We start from the raw sequence: 15,361 nt of genomic DNA on the forward strand, positions 1-15,361 counted from the left end.
CACTCACACCCCGCAACAATTACCCAACCTCACAAATCGACGCCGGGAATGGCTCAGTCCTCAGTCCGGCTTACCGTCATGTATAGCCAAACGCGCCGCATATTGTACGACCGGGACGCCGGCCGATCGGACACGGCACGGCCGCGGCCAGCCATGATCTCGAAAGACGAACAGCGTGGAGAAGGTGACAGATGTCAGATGTGATGCGGCGTCGGTGGGCGGCAGGGCCTGTCTTGCTCCTGGTCGCCGTTTTGTCGTCATGTAGCAGCACCGCCGGCTCTGCCAGTTCCTCCGGCACCGGGCCAAGACCTCTCGTTGCCTCGGCCGACGCCACGTCGACCGGCGAGCCGACCGGCGCGGCGTCGGCCGCCCGGCGGTCCACCAGAGCCACGGCAGCGGCGGCCAGCCGGTGCACGACGGCGGACCTTCGCGCGTCCATACCCGAGAAGCCCACCCCCGGCACGTCGCAGAAGGGGATTCACGTGACGTTCAGGAATCAATCCTCGGCTCAATGCACACTGTACGGATATCCCGGCGCGGAATTCCGGTCGGCGACCGGAGACAGGTGGGACCTCGTACGTTCCCTCGGCGTCGCCCGTAGGCCGATCACCCTCGCGCCCGGCGCGCAGGCCCACGCAACGCTCACCTACCTGCCGACCGATCCCAGCGACGGCACCGGAAACTCTGTCTTCAGCCCGACTGCCCTCGTTCTCATACCGCCTGACGAACAGACCTCGTTGATAGTCCCGTGGACACTCGGACCCGTCCTCAGGCAGGATGCCGCCACGCATCCCGGAACATACATCTCGGCACTCGAGCCGGGATCCTGACATCGAACTGGCTTCTCCGCGGACCGACCGGAGGCGTCAGCGTCCCTGGACTTTGTCCGCGAGAATCTTGGCGATCTCCTCGACGTTGTCGAGTGCGCCCGACGCCACGTCGACGACCAGATCGTAGGCTTCGTCATTGGTTAATGTCAGGCGACATCCGTTCAATCCGTAGAAGGCGATGAGCTCGGCGAGGGCGAGACGCTTGTTGCCGTCGACGAGCGCATGGTTGCGGGCGAGCGAGTGCAGGAGCGCGGCGGCCTTGCCGTCCACACCGGGATAGGCGTCGCGACCGAAGACGGTTGCCTGCGACCTGGCCAGCGCCGATTCGAGCAGGCCATGATCCCGGACCTGGGGCGCCTCGCCGAGAGTCCGCTCGGCCACATACAGTAGCTCGGGAAGCGTCAGATAGATCATTCGCCGAGACGGCGGAGCGCCTCGGCGTATCGCGGAAGCTCCTCGTCCAGGACTCGGTCGAGCAGTTCCGCTCGGCTGTGCGTCTCGATGTACTCCCGTAGCTCCTGCCGGGCGATCTCCTGCATCGACCGCTGCTCCAGCTCGGCGCGGCGCCGAAGCGCTTCGGTCTCCTCGTCCGTCAACCGCAACGTCATGGCCACGCCTGCCAAGGTATCAGCATTGATACCACGAGGCAGGTCGCGACCGAGAGTGAGATCATCGCGCCCTGGTCGAGGCCACGGCGGACACCTGCGGGACCGCCGCCAAGCGATGCGCACGGCGGGGTTGGTGCGGCGTCCGCAGTGACGACCGAGGGAGGGCGACACCGGCCCGCGGGAGACCGGCAACGACCGCAGGAAGCCGACCACGGGGGCGGCGCCGACCACAGGAACGGGCACGCCAGTGGGAGTCGACAATTCCCGGCTGATTGCCGAGGATCACGGTGAGGCGAGCGTTCGAACTCCCCGGGTGGCGATCGGCTGCCCCTGCGGCGTCGGGTTAGCCCAAAGGGGAGACCGTCGGCGGCCTGTGCGGCGGCGCGCGCCTTGCGACCCAAGCTGGGACGGATATCGCCCAGATCAGCAGGATCGTCACGGTCCCGGCGAGGCAGCCGAAACGCGAGGGTGGGCGCATCTCGGCGCATCACCCGAAGGTGCCGTCCGCTTGCCTACAGCCGCGCCAGGCGATTCCCTCGGAGAGGCCAGGGAACCACCGCAAGATAGGTAGTACCCGGACGAATAGGGAGGCGCTGCGCCTTGTCATCGCGATGGACCGCGAGGAGGAGCGCACGATGGTTCCGCCCGGAGGCGTTCGCCCTGGTGGAGACCGGCGCGCCCACCATGATGGAGCCCGCCACGACGGCGCGCCGCTGGTAGCCGACCGGACACATCGAGGTCGGCCGGGACTGGCGCCGCTGCGGGGCGGAGGAGGGCGGCTGCGGCGTGCTGCTCCCCCTCAACCAGCAGACCTGCCCTCGCTGCGGCCGAACAAACCGGGAGGATCTGCTGCCCCTGAACATCCGTCGCCTGCTGCCCACCCACGATGCCTACGACCACGCCGTCGCCGTGCTCCGAGGCACCTGGACCGGGGCGAAGCCGAACCCGCCCAGCAGGCCGGAGCTCACCGGCGCGCCGGCGGCGGTCGCCGACGGTGAGATCGTCCCGACAGCGGCGGACACCGAAATACCCGATGTCTGAGTTTCGACGGGGGCCGTTGTCGTGAGGTAGCCGAGCACCGTCAGGTGGCCACGCTGCACCTCGCTGGCCGCACCTCGCCCGGGTGGGGCGGCGCGGCCAGCGAGGTGTCGATGAGCACGGCACGCAGAGGGCTCTCGCGGCGGGGAATGTTTCGAACGATTCCCCGCGCAGGCAGGGCTTAGCAGACCGTCGATGGCGGGTACGGCGGACAGGGGTGGTCGGGCGGCGGGCAGCCGGCGCCCGTGGTAAGGAAGCCGAAGGCCGCGGCCACCGCGACGGCGGCCAGGGCCCGGCGCTTTCTCGCGTTACGTGGATGCTTGCGATTGCCGCTGGATGGACGCATGTCTCGACCTCTCCACATTCCGCCATCCCCGATCGCTGTCTTTCTAACGGATCGGTTGCAATCGCCGAACGCGACGCACCGAGCCCACCTCGATCCATTACCCCAGCTTCTCCGGATCGCCGTCCCACCGCAGACGGACCACCAGAATGCCCGCCGACGCTGAAATATCAAATAATCCCGGCACATCTCAACGCTGGGTCTGCGCCGCTCCAGGTGCTCCGAACGAGTTCGCCAGCCAGTCACACCAGGCGTTGATTCCCTCGCCGGTGCGGGCGCTGACCGCCAGCACGTCCACCCCCGGATGGACGGCGTCGAGGTTGCGGCGGAACGCCTCGGCGTCGAAGTCGAGATGGGGCAGCAGATCCGTCTTGTTGACAAGTACAAGATCCGCGGAGCGGAACATCGCCGGGTATTTGAGGGGTTTCTCCTCACCCTCGGTCACGGCGAACACCATCGCGCGCAGGTCCTCCCCCACGGCGAACTCGGCGGGGCACACCAGGTTGCCGACGTTCTCGATGATGACGAGGTCGAGCTCGCCCAGTGGCAGCCGCGGCAGCGCCGAGGCAACCATCGGCGCATCCAGATGGCACTCCCCGCCGAAGCCGTTTCCGGTGTTGACCAGGACGATCGCGGCGCCGAACCCCTCGAGGCGGTCGGCGTCCAGGCTGGTTTCGATGTCCCCCTCGATGATCCCGATCCGCCGGTGCGGCGCGAGGCGACGCAGCGTCTCGGCGAGCAGGGTCGTCTTCCCTGCGCCGGGCGCGGACATCAGGTTCACCACGGTGACGCCGGCCGCGTCGAACGCCGTCCGGTTGGCCCGCGCGACCCGCTCGTTCTCCCCGAGAATCCGCTCCAGCACCTCGACCCGCTCCGCGCCGGTGCTGTAGCCGGAATGGTCCCCCACCGAACCGGGGCGCCCACGACCGTCTTCGTACGGATTGCCGGGCCGGTGCGCATGGCTGTCCACGTGCGCATGGCTGTCCGCGTGCAGATGACTGTCCGGGTGCGGGTGGAATCGACCCATGCTTCGTCACGCCTCCGCCGCGTCGGTCGCCACCTCGAAGGAGGTGACGAGGAATTCCTCGCCGCTGACCAGGTCGACGTCGGCGGCGCCGCACGCGGCGCAACGCAGGACCGGCACGGCGAGCTCGTTGTGCGCGCCGCACGCTCGGCAGCGCACTGCGGCCGGGACGGACTCGACCGCCAGTTCCGACCCGGCCAGCACCCCGGCCTCGGGCCGGTCGGCGTGCGCCAGCTCCCAGCAGTAGATCAGGGTGTCCGGCACCACCTGCCGCAGGGCCCCCACCCGTAGCTGCACCCGGGTCACCCGCCGGCCGGCCGCGTGCCGGGTGACGATGTCCGCGACGGATCGGCAGATCGACAGCTCATGCATCGCCCAGGCCTCCCCGCCGTCCCTCGATCGCCCGGCTCGGCGCGCACGACGGGCTCACTGTGGCCCGCCCGCGCACGCAGCGGCAAACGCCATCACGCGTTGGTGGCAGCCTCCGCACACGACGCATCGGCGTCCCCTTCCCGGGCACGTAGCGTCGCTGTGCCGGCAGTCCTCGTGCGGCCTGAGCCATGCGACGCAAGGCGCGCGGCGACCGGACGCGCCGCGCTGCCCCACCGGTTGCCGGCCATCTGACGAAGGGACCACCGATGTCATCCGTGCTCTGGTTTCAGGGCGGGGCGTGCAGCGGCAACACGATGTCGTTCCTGAACGCCGAGGAACCCACCGTCATCGACCTGATCACCGATTTCGGTCTGGACCTGCTCTGGCACCCCTCGCTGGGCCTGGTCACCGGCGGGCAGGCGCGGACGTTGTTCTGGGACTGCGCGCGGGGCGAGCGGCCGGTCGACATCTTCGTCTTCGAGGGCTCGGTGATGCGCGGCCCGGACGGCAGCGGCCGCTACGACGTGTTCGCCGACCGGCCGATGCAGGACTGGGTGCGCGACCTGGCCGGCCAGGCGCAGGTGGTCGTGGCGATCGGGGACTGCGCGAGCTGGGGTGGGGTGCCCGCGATGGCGCCGAACCCGACCGACTCCACCGGGCTGCAGTTCCACAAGCGCACCCCGGGCGGGTTCCTCGGCTCGGACTTCCGCTCGCGGGCGGGACTGCCCGTCATCAACGTGCCGGGCTGCCCCGCCCATCCGGACTGGATCACCCAGATCCTGGTGGCGCTGGCCACCGGCCGCGCCGCCGACATCGCGCTCGACGAGCTGCACCGGCCGCAGACGTTCTTCACCTCGTTCACGCACACGGGCTGCACCCGTAACGGGTACTTCGAGTACAAGCAGTCGACGCTGGCCTTCGGCGAGGGCACCCGCCAGGGCTGCCTGTTCTACGAGTTCGGCTGCCGCGGGCCGATGACGCACTCGCCGTGCAACCGGATTCTGTGGAACCGGCAGTCGTCGAAGACCCGGGCCGGGATGCCGTGCATCGGCTGCACCGAACCGGAGTTTCCGTTCTTCGACCTCGCCCCCGGCACGGTCTTCCAGACCCAGAAGGTCGCCGGGGTCATCCCGCGCGAGGTCCCCGAGGGCAGCGGCCACCTGACCTACCTGGCCCAGGCCGCGGCCGCCCGGGTGGCCGCCCCGGGGTGGTCGAAGAAGGACATGTTCGTCGTCTGACCCGCCGGCAGGGCACGCGCGTCCCGCCCGGGGCCCCGCGAGGAACGCAGAACGCACGAGGAAAGAAGAGTCTTCCGATGACGACCGTCGATCTCAACGTCAGCCCGATGGGGCGCGTCGAGGGTGACCTCGACGTCCGGGTCACGATCGACGACGGGGTGGTGGCCTCGGCCTGGACCGAGGCGGCGATGTTCCGCGGCTTCGAGATCATCCTGCGGGGCAAGGATCCGCAGGCCGGCCTCATCGTGACCCCGCGGATCTGCGGGATCTGCGGCGGCAGCCACCTGTACAAGGCTGCGTACGCACTCGACGTGGCGTGGCAGACCGAGCTGCCGCCGAACGCGACGCTGATCCGCAACATCGCGCAGGCGTGCGAGACCCTGCAGAGCATCCCGCGGTGCTTCTACGCGCTGTTCGCCATCGACCTGACCAACCCCAGGTACGCCTCCTCGCAGCTCTACCCGGAGGCGGTGCGCCGGTTCACCCCGTTCACCGGGTCCAGCTACGGCCCGGGAGTGGTGCTGTCCGCCAAGCCGATCGAGGTGTACGCCATCTTCGGCGGGCAGTGGCCGCATTCCAGCTTCATGGTGCCGGGCGGGGTGATGTGCGCCCCGACGCTCGCGGACGTGACCCGCTCCATCGCGATCCTGGAGCACTGGAAGACCGAGTGGCTCGAGAAGCAGTGGCTGGGCTGCTCGGTGGACCGCTGGCTGGCCAACCGCAGCTGGGCTGACGTACTCGCCTGGGTGTACGAGAACGAGGCCCAGCACGACAGCGACTGCGGCTTCTTCCTGCGCTACTGCCTCGACATCGGCCTCGACGGCTACGGCCAGGGCATCGGCAACTACCTGGCGACCGGGACGTACTTTCAGCCGGACCTGTACGCGCGGCCGACGATCGAGGGCCGCAACGCGGCGCTCATCGGCCGCTCCGGGGTGTACGCGGGCGGCACGTACACCGCGTTCGACCAGGCCAGGGTGCGCGAGGACGTCACCCACTCGTTCTACGCGGGCACGTCGGCGCGCCACCCGTTCGACGGGGAGACCAACCCGATCGACCCGGTCCGCGGCCGCGAGCAGGGCAAGTACAGCTGGGCGAAGTCCCCCCGCTACGACGTGCCGAACCTCGGGTACGTCCCGCTGGAGGCCGGGCCGCTGGCCCGCCGGGTCGCCGCCGCCGCCCCGGGTGCGGCCGCCCACCAGGACGACGACCCGCTGTTCGGGAACATCCTCGACGCGATCGGCCCCTCGGTGATGGTGCGCCTGCTCGCCCGGATGCACGAGGCGGCGAAGTACTACCGGTGGGTTCGCGGCTGGCTGGACCAGATCGACCTGCACGAGCCGTTCCATGCCACGCTGGTGCAGCGCGCCGACGGGCGCGGCTTCGGCTCGACGGAGGCGGCCCGCGGCTCGCTGTCCGACTGGATCGTCCTGGAGAAGGGCAAGATCGCCAACTACCAGGTGGTCACTCCGACGGCCTGGAACATCGGCCCCCGCGACGGTGACGGCACGCCCGGTCCGATCGAGGCCGCGCTCGTCGGCACCCCCGTCGCCGACCCGGCCGACCCGGTCGAGCTCGGCCACGTGGCCCGCAGCTTCGACTCCTGCCTGGTCTGCACCGTCCACGCCTACGACGGGCGGACCGGCAAGGAGCTGAGCAGGTTCATCATCAACGGGGACCTGTGAACGCCGGGCGGCCGGTGCCCGCCAGCCCCCGGGTGCAGGTCGACCCGCCCGGCTTCGAACCGCCGCGCTGCGACACGGTGGTGATCGGCTGCGGGAACCTGCTGCGCGGCGACGACGGGGTGGGGCCGATACTGATCCGCCGCCTCGCCGAGGCGGGCGTACCCGCCGGGGTGCGCCTGGTCGACGGCGGCACCGCCGGGCTGGACACGGCATTCGCGATGCGCGGCGCGCGCCGGGTCATGATCGTCGACGCCGCCCGCACCGGCGCCACGCCGGGCACCGTCTACCGGGTACCGGGCGCGGAGCTCGCGGATCTCCCCCTGCACCTGCCGCATCCGCACGCCGTGCGCTGGGACCAGGCCCTCGCCTTCGGCCGCTGGCTGCTCGGCGACGACTACCCGACGGACATCGCCGTCTACCTCGTCGAGGCCGACGGCCTGGAACCCGGTGCCGATCTCACTACGGCCGTCCGCGCCGCGATGGAACGCCTGCAGGCAATGATCCTCGCCGATCTCGCCGCGGGAACCCCGGTACCCGACAAGCACAGCGAGGAAGACGCAGATGGCTGACCGCGACGCGGCGACCGACATCGCCACGCGCCACGCCCGGCCGCAGCCGGTCGGGGTGTTCCCGCTGCCCGCCGGCTTCCTGCTGGTGCCGGGCGGCGACGACACGGCCGAGTTGCGCCGCACGCTCGCCGCCGGCCGCCAGCCGGACGCCTGGCCGGCGCGGCTGCTCGCGTTGGAGCTGGCCTACCGCGGGGACATCGTCGGCGCCGCGACCCAGATCGACGGCGACGACCCGATCGACCGGTACAACCGGTTCGTCCTGCGCCCGGGAGGCCCCCCGCTGGAGGACCCGGCGCAGCTTCGCCAGGCCCTCGGCGCCGAGCTCGGGATCCTCGTCGACGTGGTCCGCTTCGCACTCGGCGATCTGGCCGAGCCGCCGCCGCTGGCCGCAGAGACCGGCGAGATCGCGGCGCTGGTGCACTCGGCGCACGCCGCCCACGCCATGGCCGCCGGACGCACCGGCCAGGCGGCGGCGCTGGGCCTGGCCGTCGCCGCGGCGTGGGATACGTCCCCGGTCCTAGCCGCGCAGCTGCTGTCCACCACGGCGGACCTGCGTCGCAGCGTCGAGGGGCCGACCGACGACGTTCTTGCCGACCTGACCACGGCGCTCGCCGCCCTGGACGCCACCGAACTCGTGATCGCCCGCGCCGAGCTGCGCCTGATCCTCGGCTCGGCCCATCAGGAACGGGCCGGCGGCAACCCGGCGGCCCTGCACACCGCGGTGGAGCACTACCTGGCCGCGCTGCGACTGATCAGCGTGGACAGCGCGCCGGAGCTGTTCGCCGCGGTGCAGGTCAACCTCGCCACCGCTTACCTGGCCATGCCGATGAGCCAGGCGTCCGACCAGCTGCGGGTCGGCGTCGCGATCCAGGGACTGCGCACGGCGCTCGCCGTGTACACCCCCGAGACCCATCCCAAGCAGTGGGCCAGCACCCAGCTCAACCTGGCCAACGCACTGGTCTACGCGCCGTCGGCGCACCAGAAGGACAACCTGATCGAGGCCGCGGCCCGCTACCAGCAGGTCATCGCCGCCCGCGACCGGGACACCGATCCGCTCGGGCACGCCCGCGCGCTGGCCAACCAGGGCAACGCCCTGGCCCATCTGGGCGCCTACGACCAGGCGACGGCGGTGCTGCACGAGGCACGGTCGATCTTCGAGGAGTTCGAGGCGGACGACGCGGTGCTGGCGGTACGCGGCGTGCTCGACGAGATCGCCCGCTGGCGCGGCGCACCCGGACCCGCGTGAGGCCCCCCCGGTCAACGGCCACCGCCACCGGCACCGGGACGCCCACCACCACCACGGACGCCACGTCAGCAGCCAGCGACACGGCGACGGCCGATAGCGGCACGGCGGCCAACGGCGGCGCGGCGAGGTGGGAGCCGTCGGTGTGGCTGGGGGCGCCGGCGCCGGGGGGGCTGGCGCTGCCCGCGGCGCGGCCGTCGCCGTCCTGGCTGTACGCGCCGCGCGGGGTGTGGCTCGACGACGACCTGCTCATGGTGGCCGACTCGGGCAACCACCGGGTGCTGATCTGGCACGGTCGACCGGCCGGCGACGGCGCCCCCGCCGACGTTGTCCTCGGCCAGGCCGATGCGAACAGCGAGGGCCCGGCGGCGGGCGGACGGGGGCCCGAACGGGGGATGCACCTGCCGACCGGGATCGTCGTCACCGACGGTCGCCTCGTCATCGCCGATGCCTGGCACCACCGGATCCTCGTCTGGGACACCGTCCCGACGGCCACCGATACCCCTCCCGACCTGGTGCTCGGCCAGCCGGACGCGGCGAGTGTGCGGGAGAACCGCGGCGGGCGGTGCGGGCCGACCACCTTCTACTGGCCGTTCGGCGTGGCCGTGATCGACGGACGCTTCTACGTCGCCGACACCGGCAACCGGCGGGTGCTCGGCTGGTCGGGCGGCCTGCCGTCCTCCCCCGATCGGGCGCCCGACCTGATCCTGGGCCAGCCCGATCCGACCAGCCGGGAGGACAACCGCGGGGGCCCGGCCGGACCTGACACCTTCCGTTGGCCGCACGACGTCACCGGGGACGCCGGGCGGCTGCTCGTCGCCGACGCCGGCAACCACCGGCTGCTCGGCTGGGCCTCCCAGCCCGACGCCGACACCGCCGCGGACCTGGCCCTCGGCCAGGCCGACCTGACCGGCTGCGGCGAATCCCCCTACGCCCCCGGCCGGGCCGACACGCTGCGATTTCCGTACGCGGCCGACTGCGACGGTGACCTGCTGGCCGTCGCAGACACCGCCGACAACCGGATCCTGCTCTGGGACGGCGCCGGCGGCGGCCTGCCGCGGGGCACCGGCGCCCCGGCCACCGCGGTCCTCGGCCAGCCGACGTTCGCCGACACCGGGGAGAACCGCTGGTCGGGCGTCACCGCCGACACGTTCTGCTGGCCGTACGGCCTGTCGCTGCACGCCGGCCGGCTCGCCGTCGCGGACTCCGGCAACAACCGGGTCATGATCTGGGAGCGGCGGCCATGACCGCGACACGCGCCGACGAACGGGCCGTGACCTGCCCGCCGGGCGGGCGGGTGCGGCGGCGGATCGTGGTCGAGGGCGTCGTGCAGGGGGTCGGGTTCCGGCCCCACATCTACCGGCTGGCAAGCGGCCTCGGGCTCACCGGCTTCGTCGGCAACGACTCGGCCTCGGTCTTCGCGGAGGTCGACGGCGACGCCGCCGACGTAGCCGAGTTCCTGCGCCTGCTGGCGCCGTCCGCGCCGCCCCTCGCCCGCGTCGACCGGATCACGGTGACCGACGTTCCCGGCCCCCTCCGCCCAGGCGACACCGTCCGAAGAAGCGACACCGGTCAACCTGACGGCGCCCTCCACCCGGGCGGGGCCGGGTTCCGGATCGTGGCGAGCAGGGCCGCGGCCGGTGCCCGCACCCTGGTGCCCCCGGACGCGGCAGTGTGCGCGGACTGCCTGCGGGAGCTGTTCGACCCGGCGGACCGGCGCTACCGCCATCCGTTCATCACGTGCACGAACTGCGGTCCCCGGTTCACGATCATCGAAGCGATGCCGTACGACCGGGCGGCGACGACGATGGCGCGTTTCCCGATGTGCGCGCGCTGCACGGCCGAGTACACCGACCCCGCCGACCGCCGCTTCCACGCCGAGCCCATCGCCTGCCCGGCCTGCGGCCCCCGGCTGTGGTTCGGCCCGGCAGGCGGACCAGGCGTACCGGCGGTGACCGGCACCGATGCGGCGCTCGCAGCGGCCCAGCGGGCGCTGGCGGCCGGCGCGGCCGTGGCGGTCAAGGGCGTCGGCGGCTACCACCTCGCCTGCCACGCCGAGGACGACGACGCCCTGGCCCGGCTGCGCGACCGCAAGGGTCGACCCGACCAGCCGTTCGCGGTGATGGCCCGCGACCTGGCGACCGCGGCCGGAGTCGGGGACGTCTCGCCGGCGGTGGCGGCGCTGCTGGCCGCGCCGGCCGGGCCGATCGTGGTCACCGGCCGCACTCCGGGGGCACCGCTGTCGGACCTGGTCGCGCCGGGCAGCCCGCTAATCGGGTTGCTACTGCCGTACACGCCGATCCACCATCTGCTGTTCGCGCCGGTCCCGGGCGGCAATCCGCCGCCGCGGCTGCTGGTGATGACCAGCGCCAACCGCTCGGGTGAGCCGATCTGCTTCGACGACGTCGAGGCGCGCACCCGCCTCGACGGGCTCGCCGACGCCTTCCTCACCCACGACCGGCCGATCCTGGCGCCGTGCGACGACTCGGTGGTGCGCTGCGACGACGAGCAGGTCGTGCCGTTGCGCCGGTCTCGCGGCTACGTCCCGCTGACGGTGGATCTCCCCCGCCCGGTCGGGCCGGTGCTCGCCGCCGGCGGCGAGCTGAAGAACACGGTCTGCCTGACCGCCGGGCGGCGAGCCATCCTGTCCCAGCATCTCGGCGACCTGGGCAGCCTCGCGGCGATCGAGGCGTTCGAGCGGTCCGGCGCACGGCTGGCGCGCCTCTACGGCGTCGAACCCGCAGTCTTCGCCGCCGACCCCCATCCCGGGTACACCACCCGAGCCTGGGCGCAGCGGACCGCCGGCGCCGACCGCCCCCTGCGGCTGGTGCAGCATCACCACGCGCACGTGGCGGCGCTGCTCGCCGAGCACGGCCGGCTGGGCGAACCCGCCGTCGGCGTCGCCTTCGACGGCACCGGCTACGGCGGCGACGGCACGATCTGGGGCGGCGAGGTGCTCCTCGTCGGCTCCGACGTCACCCGCGCCGAGCGCATCGCCCACCTGCGCCCGGTCCTGCTGCCCGGCGGCGACGCCGCGGTGCGCAACCCGTGCCGGGTGGCCCTGGCCCACCTGGCGGCGGCGGGCCTGCCCTGGTCCGCGGACCTGGCCCCGGTGCGGGCCTGCTCCGCCGCGGAGCGCGCGACCGTGCGCACCGCCCTGGACCGGGGCGTCGCCTGCGTGCCCAGCAGCAGCATGGGCCGGCTGTTCGACGCGGTGGCGGCGCTGCTCGGGGTGCGCCAGCGGACCACCTACGCCGCGCAGGCCGCCGTCGAGCTGGAGGCCCTCGCCGCCGCGCCGCTCTCGGTCGGCGCGGGTGAGTGGCCGCTTGCCTTCGGGCTGGCGGACGGCGTCCTGGCGCCGGCGCCGGTGCTGGCGGGCCTCGTCGACGGCCTGCGGGCGGGCGTGGCGGTATCCGCACTGGCCGGTGCGTTCCACCTCGCCGTCGCGGCTGCGGTGACCCGCATCGCCGAGGTCGCCCGGCGGCGCCACGGCGTCGGCCTGGTCGGGCTGACCGGCGGGGTCTTCGCCAACGTCGTGCTGCTGCGGGCCTGCCGGGCCCGCCTGGCCGACGCCGGTTTCGACGTCCTCGTTCATCAGGTGGTGCCGCCGGGCGACGGTGGGCTGGCCCTCGGCCAGACGGCCGTCGCGGCGCTGGCCGGCGGCCTGGATCCGGCGCCGGTGTCCGGCGGGAAGGGAGCTTGACGCGATGTGCCTGGGGATACCCGGCCGGATCACCGAGATCTGGGATGACCGCGGCACCCGGATGGCGCTCGTCGACTTCGGCGGCGTCATCAGGTCCGTGTGCCTGGCCTACCTGCCCGACGCGACCGTCGGGCAGTACACGATCATCCATGCCGGTTTCGCGTTGACAAGAGTGGACGAGGACGCGGCGCGGCAGACGCTGGCGATGTTCCGCGAACTCGGGCTGCTCGATGCGGAGCTCGGCGCACCCGAAGCCGAGGTGGGGCGTTGAAGTACCTGACGGAGTTCCGCGACCCGGAGCTGGCCCGGTGGCTGCTCGACGCGATCGCCGCCACCGCGAGCCGGCGCTGGACGCTGATGGAGGTCTGCGGCGGGCAGACGCACGCGATCATCCGGCACGGCCTCGACCAGCTCCTCGCCGACCAGGTCGAGTTCATCCACGGGCCCGGCTGCCCGGTCTGCGTGACGCCGCTGGAGATGATCGACCGGGCGCTGGCGATCGCCGCCCGCCCGGAGGTGATCTTCTGCTCGTTCGGCGACATGCTGCGGGTGCCGGGCAGCGGCACGGACCTGTTCACGGTGAAGGCCCGCGGCGGGGACGTCCGGGTGGTCTACTCGCCGCTGGACGCCGTCCACCTCGCCGAGGCGCACCCCGACCGGCAGGTCGTGTTCTTCGCGGTCGGCTTCGAGACAACCGCGCCGGCCAACGCGCTGGCGGCGGTAACGGCGCGGCGCCGCCGACTGGCGAACTTCTCGATGCTCGTCAGCCACGTGCTGGTCCCGCCGGCGATGAGCGCGGTCGCCACCGCCCCGGGCAACCGGGTGGAGGCATTCCTCGCCGCCGGCCACGTGTGCACGGTGATGGGCATCGACCAGTACGAGCCGCTGGTCGCCGAGCACCGGATGCCGATCGTCGTCACCGGATTCGAACCGTTGGACCTGCTCGACGGGGTACGTCACGCCGTCGAGCAGCTCGAGGCCGGCCGGGCCGAGCTCGCCAACGCCTACGAACGGGCGGTGCAGCCCGAGGGCAACCCGGCGGCCCGGAAGATCCTGGCAGAGGTGTTCACGGTGTGCGATCGGGCCTGGCGGGGCATCGAGACGATCCCGGACTCCGGCTGGCGGCTCGCGGACGCGTGGCGCGACTTCGACGCGGAGATCCGCTTCGACGTCGGCGGGCTCACCGTCGCCGAACCGGCGGCGTGCCGCAGCGGCGCGGTGCTGCAGGGGCTGATCCGGCCGCCGGACTGCGCGGCGTTCGGCACGTCCTGCACACCGCGCCGCCCGCTGGGGGCGACGATGGTCTCGGCGGAGGGGGCCTGCGCCGCCTACTTCCAGTACCGGCGTCTCGCCCCGGCCGGCGCCGCTGCGACCCTGGGGCTCCCCGGGCCGGCTGCCGGGCTGCAGACGTGACGGACATGGCAGACATGACCGGGTGGGCCTGCCCAGCCCCGCTGCGCGACTATCAGCGAATCGTGCTGGGCCACGGCGGCGGCGGCGTACTCACCAGCGAGCTGATCGAACATCTGTTCCTGCCCGCGTTCGCCGCCGGCGGCTCGATGACGCGGCACGATCCGACCTCAGCACTGGCAGACGCGGCACTGGCAGACGCGGCGGTCCTTGCCGTCGGCGGGATCAGGCTGGCGTTCACGACGGACTCCTACGTCGTGCGGCCGCTGTTCTTCCCCGGCGGTTCGATCGGCGAACTCGCCGTCCACGGCACCGTCAACGACCTCGCCTGCCGCGGCGCGGTCCCGCTGGCGCTGTCGGCCGGGTTCATCCTGGAAGAGGGGCTGGAGCTCGACGTCCTCGGCCGGGTGGCGCAGGCGATGGGCCGCGCCGCCGCCGCGGCCGGGGTGCGGCTGGCCACCGGCGACACCAAGGTCGTCGAGCGCGGCCTGGCCGACGGCCTGTACGTCAACACCAGCGGCATCGGACTCGTCCCGCCCGGGGTGGACGTCCGGCCCGACCGGGCGGCGCCCGGGGACCGGATCATCGTCTCCGGACCGATCGGCGAGCACGGGATCGCGGTGCTCAGCGTGCGCGAGGGGCTGGAGTTCGGCGGGGACGTCCACTCCGACACCGCGGCGCTGCACGGGCTGGTCGCCGCCATGCTGGCCGCGGCCGTCCCCGGGGTGCACGCGCTGCGCGACCCGACCCGCGGGGGGCTGGCGACCGCGCTGTGCGAGGTCGCCGCCGCGGCCGGGGCCGGCATCGAGTTCACCGAGTCCGCCGTGCCGGTACCGCCCGTGGTCGAGGCGGCCTGCGGCTTCCTCGGCCTCGACCCGCTGCATGTGGCCTGCGAGGGCCGACTCGTCGCGTTCGTCGCCGCGGCCGACGCCGACGCGGTGCTCGCCGCGATGCGCGCACACCCGGCGGGCCGCGACGCCGTCGTGATCGGCTCCGTCACCGCGAAACATCCGGGAGTCGTCGTCGCCCGCACGGCGTTCGGCGGGAACCGCATCGTCGACCGGCCGCTCGGCGAACAACTCCCCCGCATCTGCTGATGCGTCGATCGAGCGCGACCGGCCGCGCTGGACAGGCAGGGCGCCGGCGACGTGTTCCACGGAGCGTCCGCCTGGTCCTGCGGCCTCGCCCCAGCTCACCGCCGCCGGACTGGTCGACGCACTCGCCGCGGCGTCGGGGGTCGGGGGTCGCGGGTCGCGGGTCGCGGGTCGCGGGTCGCGGGTCGCGGGTCGCGGGTCGCG

15 protein-coding genes are annotated in these 15,361 nt (G+C 72.7%); 11 read left to right on the forward strand and 4 right to left on the reverse strand.

What is annotated here, in order from left to right:
* Positions 1-203: 203 nt before the first annotated feature.
* Positions 204-830: a DUF4232 domain-containing protein gene (locus tag G6R25_RS13100; RefSeq protein WP_235948278.1), complete on the forward strand. Its 627-nt coding sequence runs from the start codon at positions 204-206 to the stop codon at positions 828-830.
* Positions 831-866: 36 nt separating this feature from the next.
* Here the strand turns inward: G6R25_RS13100 and G6R25_RS13105 are convergent, their stop codons facing one another.
* Positions 867-1,244, reverse strand: coding sequence for a type II toxin-antitoxin system death-on-curing family toxin (locus G6R25_RS13105; RefSeq protein ID WP_163553195.1), 378 nt, complete (start codon positions 1,242-1,244; stop codon positions 867-869).
* On the reverse strand, positions 1,241-1,438 hold the full coding sequence (locus G6R25_RS13110) for a ribbon-helix-helix protein, CopG family (protein ID WP_163553196.1): 198 nt from the start codon (positions 1,436-1,438) through the stop codon (positions 1,241-1,243). Before G6R25_RS13110 ends, G6R25_RS13105 begins: the two co-directional genes overlap by 4 nt.
* 786 nt (positions 1,439-2,224) lie before the next feature.
* Here G6R25_RS13110 and G6R25_RS13115 point away from each other — a divergent pair.
* Entirely contained in the window at positions 2,225-2,479 is a 255-nt protein-coding gene (locus G6R25_RS13115) for a hypothetical protein (RefSeq protein ID WP_163553197.1), read from the forward strand.
* Between the two features lie 530 nt (positions 2,480-3,009).
* On the opposite strand, the gene hypB is transcribed toward G6R25_RS13115, so the two are convergent.
* Together hypB and G6R25_RS13125 are read right to left on the reverse strand one after the other, a co-directional pair.
* A complete protein-coding gene (hypB, locus tag G6R25_RS13120; RefSeq protein WP_163553198.1) occupies positions 3,010-3,846 on the reverse strand; it encodes a hydrogenase nickel incorporation protein HypB in 837 nt (278 codons plus the stop codon).
* A 6-nt stretch (positions 3,847-3,852) separates the two neighbouring features.
* Positions 3,853-4,215: a hydrogenase maturation nickel metallochaperone HypA gene (locus tag G6R25_RS13125; protein WP_136447540.1), complete on the reverse strand. Its 363-nt coding sequence runs from the start codon at positions 4,213-4,215 to the stop codon at positions 3,853-3,855.
* 266 nt (positions 4,216-4,481) lie between these two features.
* Between G6R25_RS13125 and G6R25_RS13130 the strand changes: the two genes are divergently transcribed.
* The 9 genes from G6R25_RS13130 (at position 4,482) to hypE (ending at position 15,160) form a co-directional block, all read left to right on the forward strand.
* Positions 4,482-5,453 (forward strand): NADH-quinone oxidoreductase subunit B family protein, encoded by a 972-nt coding sequence (locus G6R25_RS13130; RefSeq protein ID WP_136447541.1) that lies wholly within the window; start codon positions 4,482-4,484, stop codon positions 5,451-5,453.
* Positions 5,454-5,530: 77 nt separating this feature from the next.
* The gene (locus tag G6R25_RS13135) at positions 5,531-7,138 is read left to right on the forward strand and encodes a nickel-dependent hydrogenase large subunit (RefSeq protein ID WP_163553199.1); all 1,608 of its coding nucleotides are present in this window, start codon (positions 5,531-5,533) and stop codon (positions 7,136-7,138) included.
* A complete protein-coding gene (locus G6R25_RS13140; RefSeq protein WP_235948272.1) occupies positions 7,135-7,707 on the forward strand; it encodes a hydrogenase maturation protease in 573 nt (190 codons plus the stop codon). Before G6R25_RS13135 ends, G6R25_RS13140 begins: the two co-directional genes overlap by 4 nt.
* On the forward strand, positions 7,700-8,953 hold the full coding sequence (locus G6R25_RS13145; protein ID WP_163553200.1) for a tetratricopeptide repeat protein: 1,254 nt from the start codon (positions 7,700-7,702) through the stop codon (positions 8,951-8,953). Before G6R25_RS13140 ends, G6R25_RS13145 begins: the two co-directional genes overlap by 8 nt.
* Positions 8,950-10,197, forward strand: coding sequence for an NHL repeat-containing protein (locus G6R25_RS13150; RefSeq protein WP_235948275.1), 1,248 nt, complete (start codon positions 8,950-8,952; stop codon positions 10,195-10,197). Before G6R25_RS13145 ends, G6R25_RS13150 begins: the two co-directional genes overlap by 4 nt.
* Positions 10,194-12,653: a carbamoyltransferase HypF gene (gene hypF, locus G6R25_RS13155; RefSeq protein ID WP_163553201.1), complete on the forward strand. Its 2,460-nt coding sequence runs from the start codon at positions 10,194-10,196 to the stop codon at positions 12,651-12,653. The genes G6R25_RS13150 and hypF overlap by 4 nt, the downstream gene beginning before the upstream one ends.
* A 4-nt stretch (positions 12,654-12,657) precedes the next feature.
* Positions 12,658-12,924: a HypC/HybG/HupF family hydrogenase formation chaperone gene (locus G6R25_RS13160; protein WP_136448528.1), complete on the forward strand. Its 267-nt coding sequence runs from the start codon at positions 12,658-12,660 to the stop codon at positions 12,922-12,924.
* A complete protein-coding gene (gene hypD / locus G6R25_RS13165) occupies positions 12,921-14,066 on the forward strand; it encodes a hydrogenase formation protein HypD (RefSeq protein WP_163553202.1) in 1,146 nt (381 codons plus the stop codon). Before G6R25_RS13160 ends, hypD begins: the two co-directional genes overlap by 4 nt.
* Positions 14,067-14,080: 14 nt before the next feature.
* Complete coding sequence (gene hypE, locus G6R25_RS13170) at positions 14,081-15,160, forward strand: hydrogenase expression/formation protein HypE (protein WP_163553205.1); 1,080 nt, start codon at positions 14,081-14,083, stop codon at positions 15,158-15,160.
* The last annotated feature ends 201 nt before the right edge of the window (positions 15,161-15,361 follow it).

This window comes from Candidatus Frankia alpina (genome assembly GCF_902806485.1).
In the GTDB taxonomy this organism is placed as follows: Bacteria; Actinomycetota; Actinomycetes; order Frankiales; family Frankiaceae; genus Frankia; species Frankia alpina.